Origin of the sequence: Streptomyces daghestanicus (assembly GCF_020521275.1) — a bacterium.
In the GTDB taxonomy this organism is placed as follows: Bacteria; Actinomycetota; Actinomycetes; order Streptomycetales; family Streptomycetaceae; genus Streptomyces; species Streptomyces griseoviridis.
This window is the reverse complement of the sequence record NZ_BNDX01000016.1, coordinates 1,019,188-1,038,130: the sequence shown is the minus strand read 5'-3', so window position 1 is coordinate 1,038,130 and position 18,943 is coordinate 1,019,188. Positions and strand designations below refer to the sequence as shown.

General features: G+C 74.0%; 17 protein-coding genes. 9 read left to right on the top strand and 8 right to left on the bottom strand.

Annotation, left to right across the window (positions count from 1 at the left end; genetic code table 11):
• The first annotated feature begins 8 nt into the window (after window positions 1–8).
• The 3 genes from Sdagh_RS31340 to Sdagh_RS31330 all read left to right on the top strand — a co-directional run bounded on the left by Sdagh_RS31340 (window position 9) and on the right by Sdagh_RS31330 (window position 3,864).
• Window positions 9–2,369 carry an ATP-binding cassette domain-containing protein gene (locus Sdagh_RS31340; protein WP_189413323.1) on the top strand — a complete coding sequence of 787 codons (2,361 nt, stop codon included), beginning with the start codon at window positions 9–11 and terminating at the stop codon, window positions 2,367–2,369.
• A 229-nt stretch (window positions 2,370–2,598) separates the two neighbouring features.
• Window positions 2,599–3,045 (top strand): DUF6069 family protein, encoded by a 447-nt coding sequence (locus tag Sdagh_RS31335; RefSeq protein ID WP_190077391.1) that lies wholly within the window; start codon window positions 2,599–2,601, stop codon window positions 3,043–3,045.
• A gap of 33 nt (window positions 3,046–3,078) precedes the next feature.
• Window positions 3,079–3,864, top strand: a complete 786-nt coding sequence (locus Sdagh_RS31330; RefSeq protein ID WP_190077392.1) for a DUF1963 domain-containing protein — start codon at window positions 3,079–3,081, stop codon at window positions 3,862–3,864.
• Window positions 3,865–4,211: 347 nt separating this feature from the next.
• Here Sdagh_RS31330 and Sdagh_RS31325 read toward each other — a convergent pair whose 3' ends face one another.
• Both Sdagh_RS31325 and Sdagh_RS31320 read right to left on the bottom strand, forming a co-directional pair.
• The gene (locus Sdagh_RS31325; protein WP_189413815.1) at window positions 4,212–5,423 is read right to left on the bottom strand and encodes an MFS transporter; all 1,212 of its coding nucleotides are present in this window, start codon (window positions 5,421–5,423) and stop codon (window positions 4,212–4,214) included.
• A 145-nt stretch (window positions 5,424–5,568) separates the two neighbouring features.
• Window positions 5,569–6,618, bottom strand: a complete 1,050-nt coding sequence (locus Sdagh_RS31320; protein ID WP_189413316.1) for an endonuclease/exonuclease/phosphatase family protein — start codon at window positions 6,616–6,618, stop codon at window positions 5,569–5,571.
• Between the two features lie 269 nt (window positions 6,619–6,887).
• Here Sdagh_RS31320 and panB point away from each other — a divergent pair, with 269 nt between their 5' ends.
• From panB to Sdagh_RS31305, 3 genes are all read left to right on the top strand, one after another.
• Window positions 6,888–7,766, top strand: a complete 879-nt coding sequence (gene panB, locus Sdagh_RS31315; protein WP_189413314.1) for a 3-methyl-2-oxobutanoate hydroxymethyltransferase — start codon at window positions 6,888–6,890, stop codon at window positions 7,764–7,766.
• 129 nt (window positions 7,767–7,895) lie between these two features.
• Window positions 7,896–8,924, top strand: a complete 1,029-nt coding sequence (locus Sdagh_RS31310; RefSeq protein ID WP_189413312.1) for an ATP-binding cassette domain-containing protein — start codon at window positions 7,896–7,898, stop codon at window positions 8,922–8,924.
• Window positions 8,921–9,727 (top strand): ABC transporter permease, encoded by an 807-nt coding sequence (locus tag Sdagh_RS31305; protein ID WP_189413310.1) that lies wholly within the window; start codon window positions 8,921–8,923, stop codon window positions 9,725–9,727. The genes Sdagh_RS31310 and Sdagh_RS31305 overlap by 4 nt, the downstream gene beginning before the upstream one ends.
• 10 nt (window positions 9,728–9,737) lie before the next feature.
• Here the strand turns inward: Sdagh_RS31305 and Sdagh_RS31300 are convergent, their stop codons facing one another.
• On the bottom strand, window positions 9,738–13,058 hold the full coding sequence (locus Sdagh_RS31300; protein WP_190077393.1) for an AfsR/SARP family transcriptional regulator: 3,321 nt from the start codon (window positions 13,056–13,058) through the stop codon (window positions 9,738–9,740).
• Between the two features lie 137 nt (window positions 13,059–13,195).
• Between Sdagh_RS31300 and Sdagh_RS31295 the strand changes: the two genes are divergently transcribed.
• The gene (locus Sdagh_RS31295; RefSeq protein ID WP_189413306.1) at window positions 13,196–13,993 is read left to right on the top strand and encodes a site-2 protease family protein; all 798 of its coding nucleotides are present in this window, start codon (window positions 13,196–13,198) and stop codon (window positions 13,991–13,993) included.
• Window positions 13,994–14,001: 8 nt separating this feature from the next.
• On the opposite strand, the gene Sdagh_RS31290 is transcribed toward Sdagh_RS31295, so the two are convergent.
• The 4 genes from Sdagh_RS31290 to Sdagh_RS31275 all read right to left on the bottom strand — a co-directional run bounded on the left by Sdagh_RS31290 (window position 14,002) and on the right by Sdagh_RS31275 (window position 16,430).
• Window positions 14,002–14,166 (bottom strand): hypothetical protein, encoded by a 165-nt coding sequence (locus Sdagh_RS31290; protein ID WP_189413304.1) that lies wholly within the window; start codon window positions 14,164–14,166, stop codon window positions 14,002–14,004.
• 64 nt (window positions 14,167–14,230) lie between these two features.
• Window positions 14,231–14,938 carry an NADPH-dependent F420 reductase gene (npdG, locus tag Sdagh_RS31285; protein WP_189413302.1) on the bottom strand — a complete coding sequence of 236 codons (708 nt, stop codon included), beginning with the start codon at window positions 14,936–14,938 and terminating at the stop codon, window positions 14,231–14,233.
• A 38-nt stretch (window positions 14,939–14,976) separates the two neighbouring features.
• Window positions 14,977–16,050, bottom strand: coding sequence for a sialidase family protein (locus Sdagh_RS31280; protein WP_190008065.1), 1,074 nt, complete (start codon window positions 16,048–16,050; stop codon window positions 14,977–14,979).
• A gap of 149 nt (window positions 16,051–16,199) precedes the next feature.
• The gene (locus Sdagh_RS31275) at window positions 16,200–16,430 is read right to left on the bottom strand and encodes a hypothetical protein (protein WP_189413298.1); all 231 of its coding nucleotides are present in this window, start codon (window positions 16,428–16,430) and stop codon (window positions 16,200–16,202) included.
• Between the two features lie 57 nt (window positions 16,431–16,487).
• Between Sdagh_RS31275 and map the strand changes: the two genes are divergently transcribed.
• Window positions 16,488–17,345 carry a type I methionyl aminopeptidase gene (map, locus tag Sdagh_RS31270; RefSeq protein ID WP_189413296.1) on the top strand — a complete coding sequence of 286 codons (858 nt, stop codon included), beginning with the start codon at window positions 16,488–16,490 and terminating at the stop codon, window positions 17,343–17,345.
• Window positions 17,346–17,479: 134 nt separating this feature from the next.
• Window positions 17,480–18,127, top strand: coding sequence for a biliverdin-producing heme oxygenase (locus tag Sdagh_RS31265; RefSeq protein ID WP_189413294.1), 648 nt, complete (start codon window positions 17,480–17,482; stop codon window positions 18,125–18,127).
• A 10-nt stretch (window positions 18,128–18,137) separates the two neighbouring features.
• Here the strand turns inward: Sdagh_RS31265 and Sdagh_RS31260 are convergent, their stop codons facing one another.
• The gene (locus tag Sdagh_RS31260; protein ID WP_189413292.1) at window positions 18,138–18,782 is read right to left on the bottom strand and encodes a PhzF family phenazine biosynthesis protein; all 645 of its coding nucleotides are present in this window, start codon (window positions 18,780–18,782) and stop codon (window positions 18,138–18,140) included.
• Window positions 18,783–18,943 lie beyond the last annotated feature (161 nt).

Genomic DNA, 18,943 nt, shown 5'->3' with positions numbered 1-18,943 from the left:
CGACGTACATGCACACGCACGCCGCCGACAGCCATGATCTGATCCGGGTGCACGGGGCCCGTGAGAACAACCTCAAGGACGTCAGCATCGAGATCCCGAAGCGCCGGCTGACGGTGTTCACCGGGGTCTCCGGGTCGGGCAAGAGCTCGCTGGTGTTCGACACGGTCGCCGCCGAGTCGCAGCGGCTGATCAACGAGACGTACAGCGCGTTCGTGCAGGGGTTCATGCCGACGCTGGCCCGGCCGGAGGTGGATGTGCTGGACGGGCTGACGACGGCGATCATCGTCGACCAGTCGCGGCTGGGCGCCGACCCCCGGTCCACCGTCGGCACCGTCACCGACGCCAACGCGATGCTGCGCATCCTCTTCAGCCGGCTCGCCGCACCGCACGTCGGCCCGCCCGGCGCGTACTCCTTCAACGTGGCGTCGGTGTCGGCGAGCGGCGGCCTCACCGTCGACCGCGGCACGGAGCGGACCAGGACCGAGAAGGTGACCTTCAGCCGCACCGGCGGCATGTGCGTGCGCTGCGAGGGCCGCGGCACGGTCTCCGACATCGACCTCACCCAGCTCTACGACGACGCCAAGTCGCTGAACGAGGGCGCGCTGACGATCCCCGGCTACACGATGGACGGCTGGTACGGCCGTATCTACCGGGGCTGCGGTTTCTTCTCCCCGGACAAGCCGATCCGCGACTTCACCAAGAAGGAACTGCACGCCCTCCTGTACCAGGAGCCCACGAAGATCAAGGTGGAGGGCATCAACCTCACCTACGAGGGCCTGATCCCGAAGATCTCCAAGTCGATGCTGGCCAAGGATGTCGACTCGCTCCAGCCGCACATCCGTGCCTTCGTGCTGCGGGCGACGACCACCGGGACCTGCCCCGACTGCGACGGCACCCGGCTCAGCCCGGCCGTGCGGGCGTCGAAGATCGAGGGCGTCAGCATCGCGGACGCCTGCGCCATGGAGATCCGGGACCTCGCCGAGTGGGTGCGGGCGCTGGCCGAACCGTCGGTGGCGCCGCTGCTCACCGCGCTCCAGCACTCCCTGGACTCCTTCACGGAGATCGGCCTCGGCTACCTCTCCCTGGACCGCCCCTCGGGCACGCTGTCCGGGGGTGAGGCGCAGCGCGTGAAGATGATCCGCCACCTCGGGTCGTCGCTGACGGATGTGACGTACGTCTTCGACGAACCGACCGTCGGCCTGCACCCGCACGACATCCGGCGGATGAACGACCTGCTGCTGCGGCTGCGCGACAAGGGCAACACGGTGCTGGTGGTCGAGCACAAGCCGGAGACCATCGCCATCGCCGACCACGTGGTGGACCTCGGGCCGGGCGCGGGCACCGGCGGCGGCACGGTCTGCTTCGAGGGGACCGTCGAGGGGCTGCGGGCGAGCGGCACGCTGACCGGCCGGCACCTGGACGACCGGGCGGCCGTGAAGGAGTCGGTGCGCGAGCCCACCGGCGCGCTGCGGATCCGCGGTGCCGCCACCCACAACCTCAAGGACGTCGACGTCGACATCCCGCTCGGGGTGCTGTGCGTGGTCACGGGCGTGGCGGGCTCCGGCAAGAGTTCCCTGGTGCACGGCTCGATCCGCTCGGACGAGGGCGTGGTCCGCGTCGACCAGAGCCCGATCCGCGGCTCGCGGCGCAGCAACCCGGCGACGTACACCGGTCTGCTCGACCCGATCCGCAAGGCGTTCGCCAAGGCCAACGGGGTCAAGCCGGCGCTGTTCAGCGCCAACTCCGAGGGCGCCTGCCCGAACTGCAACGGCGCCGGGGTCGTGTACACCGACCTCGGGATGATGGCCGGCGTCTCCACCACCTGCGAGGAGTGCGAGGGCCGCCGCTACGACGCGTCCGTCCTCGTCCACCGGCTGGGCGGCCGGGACATCGCGGAGGTGCTGGCGATGCCGGTCGCGGAGGCGCTGGAGTTCTTCGGCGCGGGCGAGGCCCGTACGCCGGCCGCGCACCGGATCCTGACCCGGCTCTCCGAGGTGGGCCTCGGCTACCTCACCCTGGGCCAGCCGCTCACCACCCTCTCCGGCGGCGAGCGGCAGCGGCTGAAGCTGGCGGTGCACATGGCGGAGAAGGGCGGTGTCTATCTTCTCGACGAGCCGACGACCGGCCTCCACCTCGCCGATGTCGCCCAGCTCCTCGCCCTCCTCGACCGGCTGGTGGACTCCGGCAGGTCGGTCGTGGTCGTGGAGCACCACCAGGCGGTCATGGCGCACGCCGACTGGATCATCGACCTCGGCCCCGGCGCCGGTCACGACGGCGGCCGGATCGTCTTCGAGGGAACGCCGGCCGAGCTGATCGCCGCCCGGTCCACGCTGACGGGCGAGCACCTGGCGGCGTACGTGGGGGCGTGACGCAGGGCCGGTGCGGGCGGGGGCGGCGGCGAGGGGCCGGTGGCCCGTTCGGGACGGGCGCGGGGTGCCTACGGGATGGGTTCACGGCGATCGGTTCGACGCAGCGCGACCAGTCGTTACGTTCGGTGCGCCGCCGGGACGGGCGGCCCCGCGGCGGTGCGGGCGCACCGGCCCGCCGGGCCGTCCCGCGCCGGTCCCCACCCGGCTCCACCGAGACGAGGAGTACACCGTGAACGAGCAGTCCACCGCCCGCTCCGCCGGTCCCGCCCGGCCCGGCGGGGCGGTCGTGGCCGGGGGCCTGGTGGCCACCGCCGTCGTCGCCGTCGCCCTCAACGCCGCGGTCGCCGCAATCGCCCACGCCGCCGGCGCCTCCGACGACTTCGAGCAGCTCCACTTCGCCGACTACGCGCTCCTGACCGTCGTCGGCGTGCTGGCCGGCGCCGGCGGCTGGGCGCTGGTCCGGGCCCGTGCCGCGCGCCCGGCCCGGGTGCTGCGGACGTGGATACCGGTGATCCTCCTCGTCACCTTCGTCCCGGACATCCTGCTCGGCCTCTCCGACAACCCCGGCACCAGCTGGGGCGCCGTCATCGCCCTGATGCTCATGCACCTGGTCGTCGCGGCGGTCGCCGTCCCGGCCTTCCGCTTCCTGCTGCCCCTTCCCGGGGACCGGGGCTGAGACCCCGTCAGCCGGCGCCCCTAGGGTGTCGCCATGACCGATGACCTGGATGACCAGAACGCGGACCGCGTCGGCCGCTTCCGCGCCGGGGCGGCGGCCCGGGGGCTGCCGGCAGCGGAGGTGGAGGCGTGGATACGGGCCACGGTGCCCGGTGTCTACTTCACCGACGGCGGTGACGGGCCCCCGGTGGTGACGACGGGCGGCCACCCCGCGCTGCCCGAGGACGCGCCCGACCCGGAGCACCCGCTGGTCGCCTCCGTCGACTGCGGGCTCCTCCCGCCGGGCGGCGCCGGGTTCCCCCTCCCCCGCGACGGCCGACTGCTGTTCTTCGCCGACCCGGACCTGGGCTTCCGGGGACGGCTCGGCGGCGCGGTGCGCCACGTCCCCGCCGGCACGCCGGTCGCCGAGCGGCGCGTGGAGACGGCGCACGGCCCGTTCGCGGCGCGGGAGTTGCGCCGGATGTGGCACCACCTCGCCGGCCCCGACGCGGAGACCTGGGCGGAGGCGCGGTGGGAGGACCCCGACGACGAGCGGTACGAACTGGCCGAGGAACTGGAGAGCGCCTGGACGGAGGCCGGCGGCTCCTGGCCCGTCTGGAGCTTCGCCCTCGGCGGCCACCCGGTCGTCCTCCACGACGACCCGCTCCTCGTCGCGCGGGACGACGATCCGGAGCACGCCGGGGACTGGGTGGTGCTGGCCACCTGGCGCTGCCCCCAGGAGGCCGAGTCCCTGGACGGCGGGGTCGTCACCTGGCTGATCCGCCGCACGGACCTGACGGCGGGACGCTTCGAGCGGGTGTACGGGTACGTGGACATGTGACGGCGGTCGGGCTCCCGTTCCCCAGGATGCTGAGCGGACGCGCCGTCCGGTCCCAACGTCGCGGACGCCACCGGACTGCCGCGTCGCGCCGCACCCCGCCCTCCCGCACGGGCGGAAGGACATCCACCGGCTGCCGCCCGAGGACGACGCCCGTGCCGTCGAGGCGCTGTTCCGGTTCCTGGAGGAACTCCTCGCCGGGCAGGAGACCGGCTGGGCGCCGTGACCGGCGGGGACCCTCACCTGGACGAGGCCCTCGCCCAGCGGGAGGCCGGCCGGGCGGCAGGACCGGCGACGTGACCCGGCGCCGCGCCCGGCGGCATGACCGGCCCCGTGACCGGCGGGAGCCCTCAGTGGCGTACCGCCTCCGCCCGCTCCGGCAGGTGCCCCGCGACCACCCGGCCCGGGGTGACCGTCCTGCGGTCCACCGCCCAGGCCGCCGCGGCGACCAGCAGGCCGAGGACGGCCAGCGCGGCGCCGGCCAGGGCCGGGGAGGTGACGCCCAGGCCCGCCGCCAGGGCGAGGCCGCCGATCCAGGCGCCGCCGGCGTTGGCGAGGTTGAAGGCGGCCTGGTTGGCGGAGGAGGCCAGGGACGGGGCCGCCGACGCCTTCTCCATGACCATCAGCTGGAGCGGGGAGCCGGTGACGAAGGCCGCCGCGCCGAGCAGGATCACCGCCAGCGCTGCCGTGACCTGGGTGGTCAGCAGCAGCGGGAACAGGGCCAGGATGACGACGAGGGAGACCAGGCCGCCGAAGAGGGTGCCGCGCAGGGAGTGGTCGGCGAGGCGTCCGCCCAGCAGGTTGCCGGCGGTCGCGCCGACGCCGAACAGCGCCAGCAGCAGCGTGACGCTGGTGTCGGCGTACCCGGCGGCGTCGGTGAGCATCGGCGTGATGTAGCTGTAGGCGGAGAACAGCGCGCCGAACCCGGCGACCGTCGTGCCGAGGGCCAGCCAGACGGGGACGGAGCGCAGGGCGCGCAGTTCGCCGCGCAGGCCGCCCGCGGACGGGGCGGCGGCGCTCTCGCGCGGGATGAGCAGCAGCAGCGCCGCCATCGCCGCCACGCCGATCGCGCTGACGCCGAGGAAGGTCGCCCGCCAGCCCAGGTGCTGGCCCATGGCGGTGGCGGCGGGGACGCCGACGATGTTGGCGACGGTCAGGCCGAGGAACATCAGGGAGACGGAGCGGGCCTTGCGTTCCGGCGCGACCAGGCCGGTGGCGACCACCGCGCCGACGCCGAAGAAGGCGCCGTGCGGCAGGCCGCTGAGGAAGCGGGCGGCGAGCAGGGACGTCTCGCCGGGGGCGACGGCCGACAGGGCGTTGCCGACGACGAACAGGGCCATCAGACCGACCAGGACGGTACGGCGGGACATCCGGGCGGTCAGCGCGGCGAGCAGCGGGGCGCCGACGACGACGCCGAGGGCGTAGGCCGAGACCAGGTGACCGGCGGCGGGGATGCTGATGCCCAGGTCGTCCGCGACGTCGGGCAGCAGGCCCATCATCACGAATTCGGTCGTGCCGATGCCGAAGGCGCCCACGGCGAGGGCGAGCAGGGCCAGGGGCATGAAGGTCTTCGCCTTTCGGGAGCGGATCACGTACGGGAGGGGGACGTTGTATGTTCCCGTACGGAACAAAGTCTCTCAGGGCGAGTATTCCGCGAGGTGACGCGCGGGTTGCGGCGGATGGTCCGCAAGGGGATGAGCTGGACCTTCAGGACGCCGATGTGTCGACCTTCACACGCGCCGCCACCGGCAGGTGGTCGCTGCCCGTCGCCGGAAGGGTCCAGCTGCCCTCCGGCTCGACGCCCCGCACCAGGATCTGGTCGATCCGCGCCATCGGGAACGACGCCGGCCAGCTGAACCCGAACCCGTCGCCGGCCGCGCCCTGCGTGGAGCGCAGCTGCGAGCTGACCGCGTTGAGCGCGCGGTCGTTCAGCGTGCCGTTCAGGTCGCCGAGCAGGACGACCCGGTCGAGCGCCTCCCCCTTTATGGCCTCTCCCAGCGCGTCGGCGCTGCGGTCGCGCTGGCGCGCGGTGAACCCGGCCTCCAGCTTCACCCGGACCGAGGGCAGGTGGGCGACGTAGAACGCGACCCGCCCTTCCGGGGTGGCGACGGTGGCGCGCATCGCCCGCTTCCAGCCCAGCCGGATGTCGACGGCCCGCACGTCGCTCATCGGGTACCTGCTCCACAGCCCGACGGTGCCGACCACCGCGTGGTGCCCGTACACCCGGTCCAGCGCCTTCTCGTAGGTCGGGACGGCCGACGCCTTCAGCTCCTCCAGCGCCACCACGTCCGCGCCGGACGCGGCGACGGCACGGGCGGTGCCGGCCGGGTCGGCGTTGTCGGCGTTGACGTTGTGGGTGGCCACCGTGAGGTCGCCGCCGCCGCCCGACTTGGTGGTGAGCAGGCCGCCGAAGAGGCCGGACCAGACGGTGACCGGCAGCACCAGCGCGAGCAGGGCCGTCGCCGACCGGCGGACCAGGGCGATCAGCAGCAGGACCGGGATGAGCAGGCCGGACCACGGCAGGAACGTCTCGGTGAGGCTGCCCAGGTTGCCGACCGCGTTGGGGATGTGCGCGTGTCCGGCCAGCACGCCCGCCAGCAGGACGGCCACCACGGCGGTGACGACGCCCCGGCGCCAGATCCGGCGGTCGCCGCGACGGCCGCGCGCCGCCCGGTCCAGCAGGCGCCGCAGCCGGGTCTCGCGGCGTCCGGTCTCCGCCCCGCCGTCGTCCGTCTCCGCCAATGCCTGCTGCGCCATACCGTCGTCGCCTCACTGCCTGCTGTGCACACGGTCACCCCGTGCGACAACCCTAGGGGATGAACCATGCCCTTCCCGCCCTCCCGGGAGGGCCGTACGGGCACGAGGACGTGCGCGCGGGGGCGCGCGGTTGCGGCCGGACGCCCGGTCCGTCCCGTCCGTGATCCATCCGACAGGCCCTAGCCGCGCCCCGGCACGAGGTGCCACCATGGGAGGTGGTCCGGGGACGCCGTGAGGGCGCCTCGAGATGACATGAAGGAGCCGTTGTCATGACGCAGCTCTCCGCTGCCCAGAACGCACCGAGCACACCCTCCGACGGCAGCGGCAAGGCGCTGTACGGAGGAAAGAGCACCCGCCGCGTCACCGTCCGGGACATCGCCCTGGCCAAGGAGCGCGGCGAGAAGTGGCCCATGCTCACCGCCTACGACGCGATGACGGCGTCCGTCTTCGACGAGGCCGGCATCCCGGTCATGCTGGTCGGCGACTCGGCGGGCAACTGCCACCTGGGGTACGACACCACCGTCCCCGTCACCCTGGACGAGATGACCATGCTGTCGGCCGCGGTGGTCCGCGGCACCAGCCGCGCGCTGATCGTCGCCGACCTGCCGTTCGGCTCGTACCAGGAGGGCCCGGTGCAGGCGCTGCGCTCGGCGACCCGGCTGGTGAAGGAGGCGGGCGCCGGGGCCGTGAAGCTGGAGGGCGGTGAGCGCTCGCACGAGCAGATCCGGCTGCTCGTCGAGTCCGGCATCCCGGTGATGGCGCACATCGGCCTCACCCCGCAGTCCGTGAACGCGATGGGCTACCGGGTGCAGGGCCGCGGCGAGGAGGCCGCCCAGCAGCTGCTGCGCGACGCCAAGGCCGTGCAGGACGCGGGCGCCTTCGCGGTCGTCCTGGAGCTGGTGCCGGCCGAGCTGGCCGCCGAGGTGACCCGGACACTGCACATCCCGACCGTCGGCATCGGCGCGGGCCCGGAGACGGACGCGCAGGTGCTGGTGTGGACCGACATGCTCGGACTGACCGGCGGGCGGGTGCCGAAGTTCGTGAAGAAGTACGCCGACCTGCGCGCCGTCATGGGCGACGCGGCGAAGGCGTTCGCCGAGGATGTGGTGGGCGGAACGTTCCCGCAGGAGGAGCACTCCGTCCACTGACCACCGAGCCACCGCGGTACGACGCCGGGCCCCGCCGATCTTCCCCCGTCGGCGGGGCCCCGCTGTACCGGCCGGGGGTGTCGGCGGTCTGTCGGCGCTCTGTCGGCGGGGGCTGGCAGTGTCGTCGTCATGAAGCGAATCGACAACCGCCCCGACGGCGGGCAGCTCGCCGTCCGCGTACGGGGGCTGGTCAAGCACTACGGCGAGACCAAGGCGCTGGACGGCGTCGACCTGGACGTGCGCGAGGGCACGGTGATGGGGGTCCTCGGACCCAACGGCGCCGGCAAGACCACGCTGGTGCGCATCCTGTCCACCCTGATCACCCCGACCTCGGGCGAGGCCGTGGTCGCCGGGTACGACGTGCTGCGCCAGCCCCGGCAGCTGCGCCGCGTGATAGGCCTGACCGGCCAGTACGCCTCCGTCGACGAGAAGCTCCCCGGCTGGGAGAACCTCTACCTGATCGGGCGCCTGCTGGACCTGTCCCGCAAGGACGCCCGCGCGCGGGCCGGCGAACTGCTGGAGCGGTTCTCGCTCACCGACGCCGCCAAGCGTCCCGCGAGCACCTACTCCGGCGGCATGCGGCGGCGCCTGGACCTGGCCGCGTCCATGATCGGGCGGCCCTCGGTGCTGTTCCTGGACGAGCCCACCACCGGTCTGGACCCGCGCACCCGCAACGAGGTGTGGGACGAGGTCAAGGCCATGGTCGGCGACGGCGTGACGGTCCTGCTGACCACGCAGTACATGGAGGAGGCCGAGCAGCTCGCCTCCGAGCTGACCGTCGTGGACCGCGGCAAGGTCATCGCGGGCGGCGGCATCGAGGAGCTGAAGGCCAAGGTCGGCGGGCGCACCCTGCGGGTCCGGCCGGCCGACCCGGGGCAGCTGCGGCCGCTGGCCGCGTTCCTGGACGAGCTGGGCATCACCGGGCTCGCCTCCACCACCGTCGACACCGAGCGCGGCGCCGTGCTGGTGCCGATCCTCAGCGACGAGCAGCTGACCGCCGTGGTCGGCGCGGTCACCGCGCAGGGCGTCACGCTCGCCTCCGTCACCACCGAACTGCCCAGCCTGGACGAGGTCTTCCTGTCGCTCACCGGCCACCGCGCCAGTGCCCCGCAGGACGCCGCGCCCGCCACCGACGCCCGCGAGGAGGTCGCCGTATGAGCGCCGCCACCGTCACTCCCGACGCCCGTATCTCCCCCCGCGCGCACCTGCGCCACACCGGTGCCCTGATCCGCCGGAACCTGCTGTGGATCAGGCAGGACCCGGAGTCGATGTTCGACGCCGTGCTGATGCCGGTCGTCTTCACCCTGCTGTTCGTGTACGTCTTCGGCGGCTCGATCGGGCAGGCATTGGGCGGCGGGCAGGACGGCTATGTGCAGTACGTGATCCCCGGCATGATCGCGATGATGAGCATGACGCTCTCCCAGGGCGTCGGCACCGGGTTCAGCCAGGACTTCAACTCCGGTGTGATGGACCGGTTCCGGTCGCTGCCGATCGGGCGCGGCTCGGTGCTGTTCGCGAAGATCACGGTGGAGCTGGCGCGGATGCTGTTCGCCACCACCGTGCTGATGATCGTCGCCGTGCTGGTGGGCTTCGACATCGAGCGCTGGGGCGGGCTGCTGGCGGCCGTGGGCCTCTCCGCGGCCTTCGCCTCCTCCATCATGTGGGTCTTCCTCACCCTGGGTGTGGTGCTGAAGAACGCGCAGTCGGTGCAGGCGATGGGCTTCCTGGTGCTGTTCCCGCTCCAGTTCGGCTCGTCCATCTTCGCGCCGACCCAGTCCATGCCGGGCTGGCTCCAGGCGTTCACCGACTACAACCCGCTCTCCACGCTCGCCGACGCGGCGCGCGGCCTGATGGTGGGCGGCCCGGTCGCGCACGACCTGTGGATCACGCTCGGCTGGTCGGTGGCGATCACCGCGGTGATGGCGCCGGTGGCGATCCACAAGTTCCGTACGAAGAGCTGAGCGGCGTCCGTCAGACGAGGGCGACGGCCTCTTCCACGGAGAGGCCGCGCCCCTCGGCGTACGCCGCCTCGTACGCCTCCTCGCCGAGCGCGGCGCGGGTCCGTTCCACGGACAGGTCCCAGGAGGCCCGCTCCATGCCGGTCAGGACATGGCCGGGCGGGAGCAGCGCGTCGGCGGCGCCGAGGCACCGGGCGGCGTCCACGGCCCGGCGTCCGCCGTCGTCGAGGGCCAGCGACAGCGCGGCGATGGCCAGGTAGGCGGAGCGCATGTGCGGGGCGATGGCCTCGGACATCGGCGACTCGGCCCGCTCCAGCGCCTGCCGGACCTTGGCCAGGGCGTCGGCGTACTTGCCCTCCAGGGCGTCGATCCAGGACTCCACGCCCATGATGAGCGCGTCGAAGACGACGAAGTGCGCGATCTCGAACTCCTCGCGCAGCAGCCGCAGGTGCTCCCGTGCCTCACCGGTCCGGCCGTTTATGCCGTACCAGCCGGCGAGGGCCAGCCGGGCGGCGGGCATCGCCGCGTTGTGCACCGTGTCCACCGTGCGCCCGATGACCGCGCGCAGCACCCGCTCGCCCTCCTCGGTCTCGCCCGCCTCCAGCAGCACGCTGCCCAGCCGTGCGTCGAGGACGTCCATCTGCGCGTGGGCGTCGACGCGTTCGGCCTGCTCCGCGGCGGCCCGGTAGTCGGCCGCGGCGCCCGTGAAGTCACCCGCGCGTTCGCGGGCCTCGGCGCGGGCGGAGAGGGCCTCGGCGATGCCCCAGATGTCACCGAGGCGCCGGTAGATCTCCAGGGCCTCGTCGGCGTCGCGGCCGGCGTCACCGGCCCAGGCGACCCGGTTGGCCAGCAGGTTGGCGCGCATCTGGAGCGCCGAGGCCAGCTCCCACTCGAAGCCCGGGTGCCGGCGGCAGGTGTCGACACTGGCGTCCATGATCGAACGCATCCGCTCCACCTCACCGGTGAGGATGACCGCGAAGACCCAGACCATGCCGGGGACGCGGCAGGTCTGCGGCAGGCCGGGCTCGTAGGTACGCGCGACGATCCGCAGCTTCTCCTGTGCCTCGGGGGTCTGCCAGGCGTCCAGTTCGGTGTCCATGCAGGCGAGGTGGGCGAGGTGCACCCCGCGCCGGGCCTCGGCGAGGACCTCGCCGGTCATCGGGGGCGGCTCGCTGATGCACGGCTCCCACACCGGCGCGGCGGGCCGGACCGGCTCGGTGAACGGGTCCGGGCCCAGCGCCTTGACCTCGCTGGTCCAGGTGCGGGCCTCGATCCGCTGGTCGCGCAGTTGCCAGTACCAGGCCAGCGAGAGCACCAGGCACGTCGCCTCCTGCTCGTCGCGCTCGGCGACCGCGTACCGCAGGGCGGTGCGGATGTTCTCGTACTCCCGCTCCAGGCGGGCGACGGCCGCGAGCTGGCCGGCGCCGCGCAGCAGCGGGTCGGTGGTGCGGGCGAGTTCGCGGTAGTACGTCAGGTGGGCGCGGGCGGCGGCGGCCCGTCCGCCGGACTCGTCGAGTCGTTCGCGCGCGTACTCGGCGACGGTCTCCAGCAGGCGGTAGCGCATCTCACCGCCGTCCGCGGGAGCGGCGACGACGAGGGACTTGTCGACGAGCGAGCCGAGGGCGTCCAGGGCGGCGGGGCCGCAGACGGCCTCGGCGGCGGCCAGGTCGCAGCCGCCCGCGAAGACCGAGAGCCGGCCCAGGACCTGGCGTTCCTCCTCGTCCAGCAGCTCCCAGGACCAGTCGACGACCGCGCGCAGGGTCTGCTGCCGGGGCAGCAGGGTGCGGCTGCCGGAGGTGAGCAGGCGGAAGCGGTCGTCGAGCCGGTCGGCGATCTGCCGGGGGCTGAGCACCCGCAGCCGGGCGGCGGCCAGTTCGATGGCGAGCGGCAGGCCGTCCAGGCGGCGGCAGATCTCGGCGCAGGCGGCGGCGGTCTCCTCGTCGGCGTCGACCCGGAAGCCGGGGCGGGCGGCGGCGCCGCGGTCGGCGAGCAGCCGCAGCGCGGACGGCTCGGGCAGCGGCTCCACCGGGCGCAGCAGTTCCCCCGGCACGCCCAGCGGTTCCCGGCTGGTGGCGAGGACGGTCACGTGGGGGCAGCGCGCGAGGAGTTCCTCGGCGAGCCGGGCGGCGGCGTCCACGAGGTGCTCGCAGTTGTCGAGGACGAGCAGCATCCGGCGCCGGCCGCAGTGCTCCACGAGCCGTTCGAGGGCGGTGGCCGGCCGGTCGGCGGCGGCCCGCAGCTCCTCGGCGCCGGCGCCGTAGAGCACGGTCTCGCGGGCGCCGACGGCGGTGAGCACGGCCTCGGGCACGGCGGCCGGGTCGTCCACCGGGGCGAGTTCGGCGAGCCAGGCCCCGTCCCGGGCGGTGTCGCCGGCGGCCTCGGCGGCCTCCAGGGAGAGCCGGGTCTTGCCGGAGCCGCCGGGGCCGAGCAGGGTGACCAGCCGGGTGCCGGCCAGGTCGGTGCGGAGGGCCTGGAGGTCGGAGTCCCGGCCGACGAAGGAGGTGAGCCGGGCACGCAGGTTGCCCCGGGGGCGGGCCGGGGAGCCGATCCGGGCGTGGCCGGCGGGACGGTCCCGGTCCGGGGACGGCGGCGGGGCCGGCGCGGTGCCGGAGCGCAGCAGGTCGGTGTGGAGCGCCCGCAGTTCGGGGCCCGGGTCGGAGCCGAGCCGCTCCGCGAGCAGCCGGCGCACGTCCTCGTAGGCGGCGAGCGCCTCGGCGGTGCGGCCGGCGTCCCGCAGCGCGCGCATCCGCAGGGCCTGGAGGGGTTCGTCCAGCGGGTGGGCGTCGCACAGCGCGGTCAGCGAGGGCAGCGCCCGCTCGGCGTGGCCGAGGGCGAGGGCGGCGGTGTGCCGGGCGCGCAGCGCCTCCAGGTGCCGGGTCTCCCAGCGGGCCGCCTCGGCGGTGCGGTCGGGCAGGTCGGCCAGGACCGGGTCCCGCCACAGCCCGAGGGCGTCGTCGAGGACGCCGGCCGCCTTGCCGGGGTCGCCGTCGGCGAGCGCGCGGGCGCCCTCGCCGGCCAGCCGCTCGAAGCGGTGCAGGTCGATGTCGTCCGGGACGGCGGCGAGCCGGTAGCCGCCGTCGGCGGAGGCGACCGCGTCCGCGCCGAGCGCCCGGCGCAGCCGGCCGACCAGCGCCTGGAGGGCGCCGGGGGCGTCGGCGGGCGGGTCGCCGTTCCACACCTCCTCCACCAGCAGGCCGGGCGGGACGCTGCGGCCGGCCCGCAGGGCGAGCACGGTCAGCAGCGCGCGCAGCCGCGCCCCGCCGACCGGGACGGGGCTGCCGTCGGGGCGGATTGCCTGGGTGGTGCCGAGGATGCGGTAGCGCACGGGGTCCATTGTCCCTGGGGACGCCGTCGCGCCGCCTCCGGGTTTCACCGGCCCCGGAACCTCCGGGCGGGGGCGTGACGTTCCTCCCGCAGCACCGGTACGGTCGGCCCTTGCGCCGATCCGCGATCTCCAGGAGCCCCGCCGTCATGACCACCGCCTCCGTCCGCCCCGCCGACCGGCGCGTGTCGCCCGTCTTCCTGGGGATCGTCGCCGTCGCCGCGGTCACCGGCTGGGCCACCTGGACCGGGTTCGCCGAGCAGCCGGGGCTCGCGGTGTTCCTGTTCGTGACGGCCGCCTGGGTCGTCTCCCTGTGCCTGCACGAGTACGCGCACGCCCGCACCGCCCTGCACGGCGGGGACATCTCGGTCGGCGCCAAGGGCTATCTGACGCTCAACCCGCTGAGGTACACGCACGCGCTGCTGAGCATCGTCCTGCCGGTGGTCTTCGTGATCATGGGCGGGATCGGGCTGCCGGGCGGCGCGGTCTTCATCGAGCGCGGGCGGGTCCGGGGCCGGTGGCGGCACAGCCTGATCTCGGCGGCGGGACCACTGACCAACGTGCTGTTCGCCGTGGTGTGCACCGCCCCGTTCTGGCTGGACGCCCTGGACGGCGTGCCGCGCGACTTCCGGCTGGCGCTGGCCTTCCTGGCCCTGCTCCAGGTCACGGCGGCGATCCTGAACTTCCTGCCGGTGCCGGGCCTGGACGGCTACGGGGTGATCGAGCCGTGGCTGTCGTACGGCGTGCGGCGCCAGGTGGAGCCGTTCGCGCCGTTCGGGCTGCTGTTCGTGTTCGCGCTGCTGTGGGTGCCGGCGCTGAACGGCGCGTTCTTCGACGTCATCGACGCGGTCCTGCGCGGGCTGGGCATCGGCGACTACGACACGTACTGCGGCTTCGAGCTGTACCGCTTCTGGCAGACCGCGGAGATCTGCGCGATGGGCGGCTGAGCGGCGGGTCAGGCGCGGCGGCGCTTGAGGTAGTACCAGCACATGTTGGAGGACAGGCCGGCCAGCAGCACCCAGACGACGCCGACCAGGACGACGCCCTGGGTGAAGGAGACGACGGCCGCCACCACGGCGAGCACGCAGACGATCAGGGCGTAGAGGGCGAGGCGGGGCATGGGGTCGGCTCCTGTCGGGGGACACGGGCGGTCTGGCTGCTGACCACCAGTGTCCCCCATCGCCTCATACGTCCGTGACGCGGAGTCCGGCGTGTGCCTTGTAGCGGCGGTTGACGGAGATCAGGTTGGCGACCAGCGACTCGACCTGGTGGGCGTTGCGCAGCCGTCCCGCGAAGACGCCGCGCATGCCGGCGATGCGGCCGGCGAGGGCCTGGACGATCTCCACGTCGGCGCGGACCTCGCCCAGCACCATCACGTCGGTGTCGATCTCGGCGATCTCCGGGTCGCCCAGGAGGACCGCGGACAGGTGGTGGAAGGCGGCGGTGACCCGGCTGTCGGGGAGCAGGGCGGCGGCCTGTTCGGCGGCGCTGCCCTCCTCCGGCTTGAGGGCGTAGGCGCCCTTCTTGTCGAAGCCGAGCGGGTTGACACAGTCCACGACGAGCTTGCCGGACAGCTCCTCGCGCAGGGACGTCAGGGTGTCGCCGTGGCCCTCCCAGGGCACGGCGACGATCACGACGTCGCTGCGCCGGGCGGTCTCGGCGTTGTCGGCGCCCTCGACGCCGTGGCCGATCTCGTCGGCGACGGCCCGCGCGCGGTCGGCGGCCCGGGAGCCGATGATCACCTTCTGGCCGGCCGCGGCGAGCCGGTAGGCCAGGCCCTTGCCCTGCGGTCCGGTCCCGCCGATGACGCCGACGACCAGCCCGGAGACGTCGGGGAGGTCCCAGGGGTCCTTGGCGGGGGCCTGCTGTGCGGCACTGTCGGTAGAGGTCATGCCCCCGACTCTATGTGCGGGCGGTCCCGCCCACCGGGTCAGGTACGCCACATCACGGACAGCCGCCGGAAGGTGATCGTCTCGTACGGCGACGCCTCGCCGGTCTCGTACAGCAGGCCGATCGAGCGGGCGTCGACGCGGACCAGGTCGGAGTAGGCGGCGGGCCGTTGGTCGAGGGTGTGGGCCGGGCGCCAGTTCCGGCCGCCGTCGGTGGAGACGCGCAGGGTCATCCGGGCGCGGGCACCGGGGTCGGCGGGCCCGGAGTACAGCAGGGCGCCGTGGTCGGGGAGGGCGAGGACGCTGCCCTGGCAGACGGGGCCGGTCAGGCCGGGCTGCCGGCGGAAGGGCGCGGTGAGGGTCCGGCCGCCGTCCGCCGAGTACGCGTCGGCGCGGGGGCCGGGCGAGGGCGGCATGGTGCGGGCGTTGAGGTAGAGGCGGCCGTCGGGCAGTTCGGCGGCGGTGGACTCGTTGGCGGCGACGCGGGCGGCGGTCCCGTCGCCGTCGTCGACGTAGCCGAGGGACCAGGTGGTGCCGTCGTCGTCGCCGATGAGGCAGTGACCGCCGTCGGGGCCGTCGGGCAGGGAGTGGTTGGCGGGGACGACGACCCGGCCGTCGCGCAGGCGCAGCGCGTGGCCGGGGCCGGTGGCGTACCAGCGCCAGTCCGGGCGCTTCACCCGGGCGGTGATCTCGGTGGGCGGGGACCAGGTGCGGCCGTCGTCGTCGCTGTGCGTCACCCAGACCCGGCGGCCGTCCTCGGCGGAGACCTCGCCGCGGCGGACGGCGGCCTCGGTGGCGTGGGCGGCGTTGCGGACGTGGACGAGCAGGACGCGGCCGGTGCCGAGGACGACGGGGGCGGGGTTGCCGGCGAGGCCGTCGCCGTTCTCGGCGGCGACGACGAGGGGGCCCCAGGTGCGGCCGCCGTCCGTGGAGCGTCTGACGGCGACGCGGATGGTGCCGTGGTCGGCGGGGCCGGCGACGCGGGCCTCGCAGAAGGCGAGGAGCGTGCCGGTGTCCGTGCGGACGGCGGCGGGGATGCGGAAGCTGGCGTAACCGTCCTCGCCGGCGCGGAAGGGGATGCCGGCCGGTGGGGTTCCGGGGCCTGCGGCGGTCATGCGGGGCTCCTGTCTCGTGGACGGGCGCGGGCGCGGGGTAACTTGGTCGCGCCCCCGGGGACATGCCGTCAGGGGCGCGGGGAACCGCGCGACCGGCCACGGACGACCCGCACCCGCGACGCGACAGAACCCACCGCGCCCCTCGGGCGTCAGTCGTCGTCCGGACCGCCCGCCGGGGCGTCGTGCCACTTCGGGTCGTTCTCCCACTGGAGATTCCGCTCCCGCGCCGTCCGCATCGCGTGCTCCGCCTCCGCGCGGGACGCGTACGGGCCGAAGCGGTCCTTCGCGGGGCACTCCGGCCCCTCCTCCACCTTCTGGTGCTGGAGGCAGTAGTACCACTCGCCCGGTTTGCCGACCGTGCGCTTCTTGAACAGGGCCATGACCGGCTCCTTTCGCCAGGGACATGGTCTCGTATGCCCGCTGGTTAGACTCGCACCATGTCTGGCCAGTCGCTGCTCGTACCAGGGGAGCTGTCTCCCACCCGTTCCGTCCCCGGAAACATCCGGCGGCCCGAGTACGTCGGCAAGCCCGGCCCGGCGCCGTACACCGGCCCGGAGGTGCAGACGCCCGAGACGATCGAGGCGATGCGGGTGGCCGGGCGGATCGCCGCGCGGGCGATGGCGGAGGCGGCGAAGCTGATCGCGCCGGGCGTGACCACGGACGAACTGGACCGGGTGGCCCACGCGTACATGTGCGACCACGGCGCCTATCCGTCCACGCTCGGCTACCGCGGCTTCCCCAAGTCCCTGTGCACCAGCGTCAACGAGGTCATCTGCCACGGCATCCCGGACTCGACGGTGCTACGCGACGGCGACATCGTCAACCTCGACGTCACCGCGTACATCGGCGGGGTGCACGGCGACAACAACGCCACCTACCTGGTCGGTGACGTCGACGAGGAGAGCCGACTGCTGGTCGAGCGCACCCGGGAGTCGCTGAACCGCGCGATCAAGGCGGTCCGGCCGGGCCGGCAGATCAACGTCATCGGCCGGGTCATCGAGTCGTACGCCAAGCGGTTCGGGTACGGCGTGGTGCGCGACTTCACCGGGCACGGGATCAACTCGTCGTTCCACTCGGGGCTGATCGTCCCGCACTACGACAGTCCGCACGCGACGACCGTCATCCGGCCCGGCATGACCTTCACCATCGAGCCGATGCTGACGCTGGGCACGCACGAGTACGACATGTGGGACGACGGCTGGACGGTCGTCACCAAGGACCGCAGGCGGACGGCCCAGTTCGAGCACACTCTCGTCGTCACGGACACCGGCGCGGAGATCCTGACCCTGCCGTGACGCCGCCGCCGGACTGCGCGAGGACCCGCTCTCCAGGGAGGGCGGGTCTTTTCGCGCGCCCAGGCGTACGCTTTTACCGACAAGGCGTCGGCAACCTGTTGACTTAGGTTACCCTAACCAGGAAGATCGGGCGCATGGACTCCTTCTCGACGCTGATCCGCACCGCCTCCCACGCGCAGCATGTGGAGGCCGAGACCTCGACGTTCATGAGCGACCTGCTGGGCGGCCGGCTCGGCGTGGAGGCGTACGCGCGCTACACCGAACAGCTGTGGTTCGTGTACGAGGCACTGGAGACCGCCGCCGGGCGGCTGGCGTCGGACCCGGTGGCCGGGCCGTTCGTCCGCCCCGAGCTGCTGCGGCTGGCCTCCCTTGAGGCTGACCTGGCGCACCTGCGCGGCGCCCGGTGGCGCGCGTCGCTGTCCGCGCTGCCGGCCACCGAGGCGTACGCGGAGCGGGTGCGCGAGTGCGCCGAGCGCTGGCCGGCCGGGTACGTCGCCCATCACTACACGCGCTATCTCGGCGACCTCTCCGGTGGCCAGATCATCCGGGACAAGGCCGAGCGGACCTGGGGCTTCGCGAGGAAGGGCGACGGCGTCCGCTTCTACGTCTTCGAGGGCATCGCCAACCCGGCCGCGTTCAAGCGGGAGTACCGGGAGCTGCTGGACGGCATCCGCGCGGACGACCTGGAGAAGCAGCGGGTCGTGGCCGAGTGCCGCACGGCGTTCGCGCTGAACACCGGCGTCTTCCGGGCGCTCGGCGAGGAGTTCCCGCTGAGCGCGTGAGCGTGGCGGCTCAGCGTTCCAGCAGGACCCGTCCGCCGAGCTCGACCCAGCCCCGCGGCTGCGGGGCGGTGAGGAGCTGGGAGCCGGCACCCTGGGTGATGTTGAGGGCCCGGCCCAGCCGGTCGGTGAGCAGCAGGGCCGCCGCGCCGGTGGCCTCGTCCTCGTCGATGCCGTCGTCCCGGCCCGGGAAGCCCCTGGCGCGGACCCGGCCGGCCGCCTCGTCCTCCCAGGCCCAGGCGTAGACCCGCTCCCCCTTGGGCGGCACCGGCAGGTCGTCGACCTCGGCGGGGCTGCCGTACCGGCGCAGGGTGTGCGGCCGGGACCACTGCGCGCGCGCCTCGATCCAGGTGAACTCGCCGTCCTGCCGGGCTCCCACCACCCCGGCCGGGGTGACCAGTTCGGGCACGTCGAGCAGCCAGGCCGTGCCGACGCAGGGGGTGCCGGCGAAGGGCAGGCGCAGGGTGGGGGTGCAGATGTCGATGACGCCGCGCTCGGGGTCGTCGACGAAGACGGTCCCGCCGAAGCCGAGTTTCGCGGCGAACGCCTGCCGTCCGTCCGGGTCCGGCAGGACGGAACCGTCCCGGACGACGCCGAGTTCGTTGCCGTAGCCGCCGTTCGCCGCACAGAAGACGCGCAGCACGTCGTAGTCAGTCACCGCAGCATTCAAACAAACCCGGGCCCTTGCCCGCGCGGACCAAGCGAGGCGGGGCTGCGGACCGGGCGGTCCGGCGCCGGCGGACCGCCGGACGGGGTCGTCACCGGCGCCCCGCCGTCCGGGGTGTACGGCCAGCCGGTCGACGTCCTGCGGCGCCCGCG

Excerpts from the sequence above, each read along its gene's own strand:
- Sdagh_RS31340 (WP_189413323.1), top strand. The coding sequence starts at position 9 with ATGCACACGCACGCCGCCGACAGCCATGATCTGATCCGGGTGCACGGG.
- Sdagh_RS31330 (WP_190077392.1), top strand. The coding sequence starts at position 3,079 with ATGACCGATGACCTGGATGACCAGAACGCGGACCGCGTCGGCCGCTTC.
- Sdagh_RS31325 (WP_189413815.1), bottom strand. The coding sequence starts at position 5,423 with ATGCCCCTGGCCCTGCTCGCCCTCGCCGTGGGCGCCTTCGGCATCGGC.
- Sdagh_RS31320 (WP_189413316.1), bottom strand. The coding sequence starts at position 6,618 with ATGGCGCAGCAGGCATTGGCGGAGACGGACGACGGCGGGGCGGAGACC.
- panB (WP_189413314.1), top strand. The coding sequence starts at position 6,888 with ATGACGCAGCTCTCCGCTGCCCAGAACGCACCGAGCACACCCTCCGAC.
- Sdagh_RS31310 (WP_189413312.1), top strand. The coding sequence starts at position 7,896 with ATGAAGCGAATCGACAACCGCCCCGACGGCGGGCAGCTCGCCGTCCGC.
- Sdagh_RS31305 (WP_189413310.1), top strand. The coding sequence starts at position 8,921 with ATGAGCGCCGCCACCGTCACTCCCGACGCCCGTATCTCCCCCCGCGCG.
- Sdagh_RS31300 (WP_190077393.1), bottom strand. The coding sequence starts at position 13,058 with ATGGACCCCGTGCGCTACCGCATCCTCGGCACCACCCAGGCAATCCGC.
- Sdagh_RS31295 (WP_189413306.1), top strand. The coding sequence starts at position 13,196 with ATGACCACCGCCTCCGTCCGCCCCGCCGACCGGCGCGTGTCGCCCGTC.
- Sdagh_RS31290 (WP_189413304.1), bottom strand. The coding sequence starts at position 14,166 with ATGCCCCGCCTCGCCCTCTACGCCCTGATCGTCTGCGTGCTCGCCGTG.
- npdG (WP_189413302.1), bottom strand. The coding sequence starts at position 14,938 with ATGACCTCTACCGACAGTGCCGCACAGCAGGCCCCCGCCAAGGACCCC.
- Sdagh_RS31280 (WP_190008065.1), bottom strand. The coding sequence starts at position 16,050 with ATGACCGCCGCAGGCCCCGGAACCCCACCGGCCGGCATCCCCTTCCGC.
- Sdagh_RS31275 (WP_189413298.1), bottom strand. The coding sequence starts at position 16,430 with ATGGCCCTGTTCAAGAAGCGCACGGTCGGCAAACCGGGCGAGTGGTAC.
- map (WP_189413296.1), top strand. The coding sequence starts at position 16,488 with ATGTCTGGCCAGTCGCTGCTCGTACCAGGGGAGCTGTCTCCCACCCGT.
- Sdagh_RS31265 (WP_189413294.1), top strand. The coding sequence starts at position 17,480 with ATGGACTCCTTCTCGACGCTGATCCGCACCGCCTCCCACGCGCAGCAT.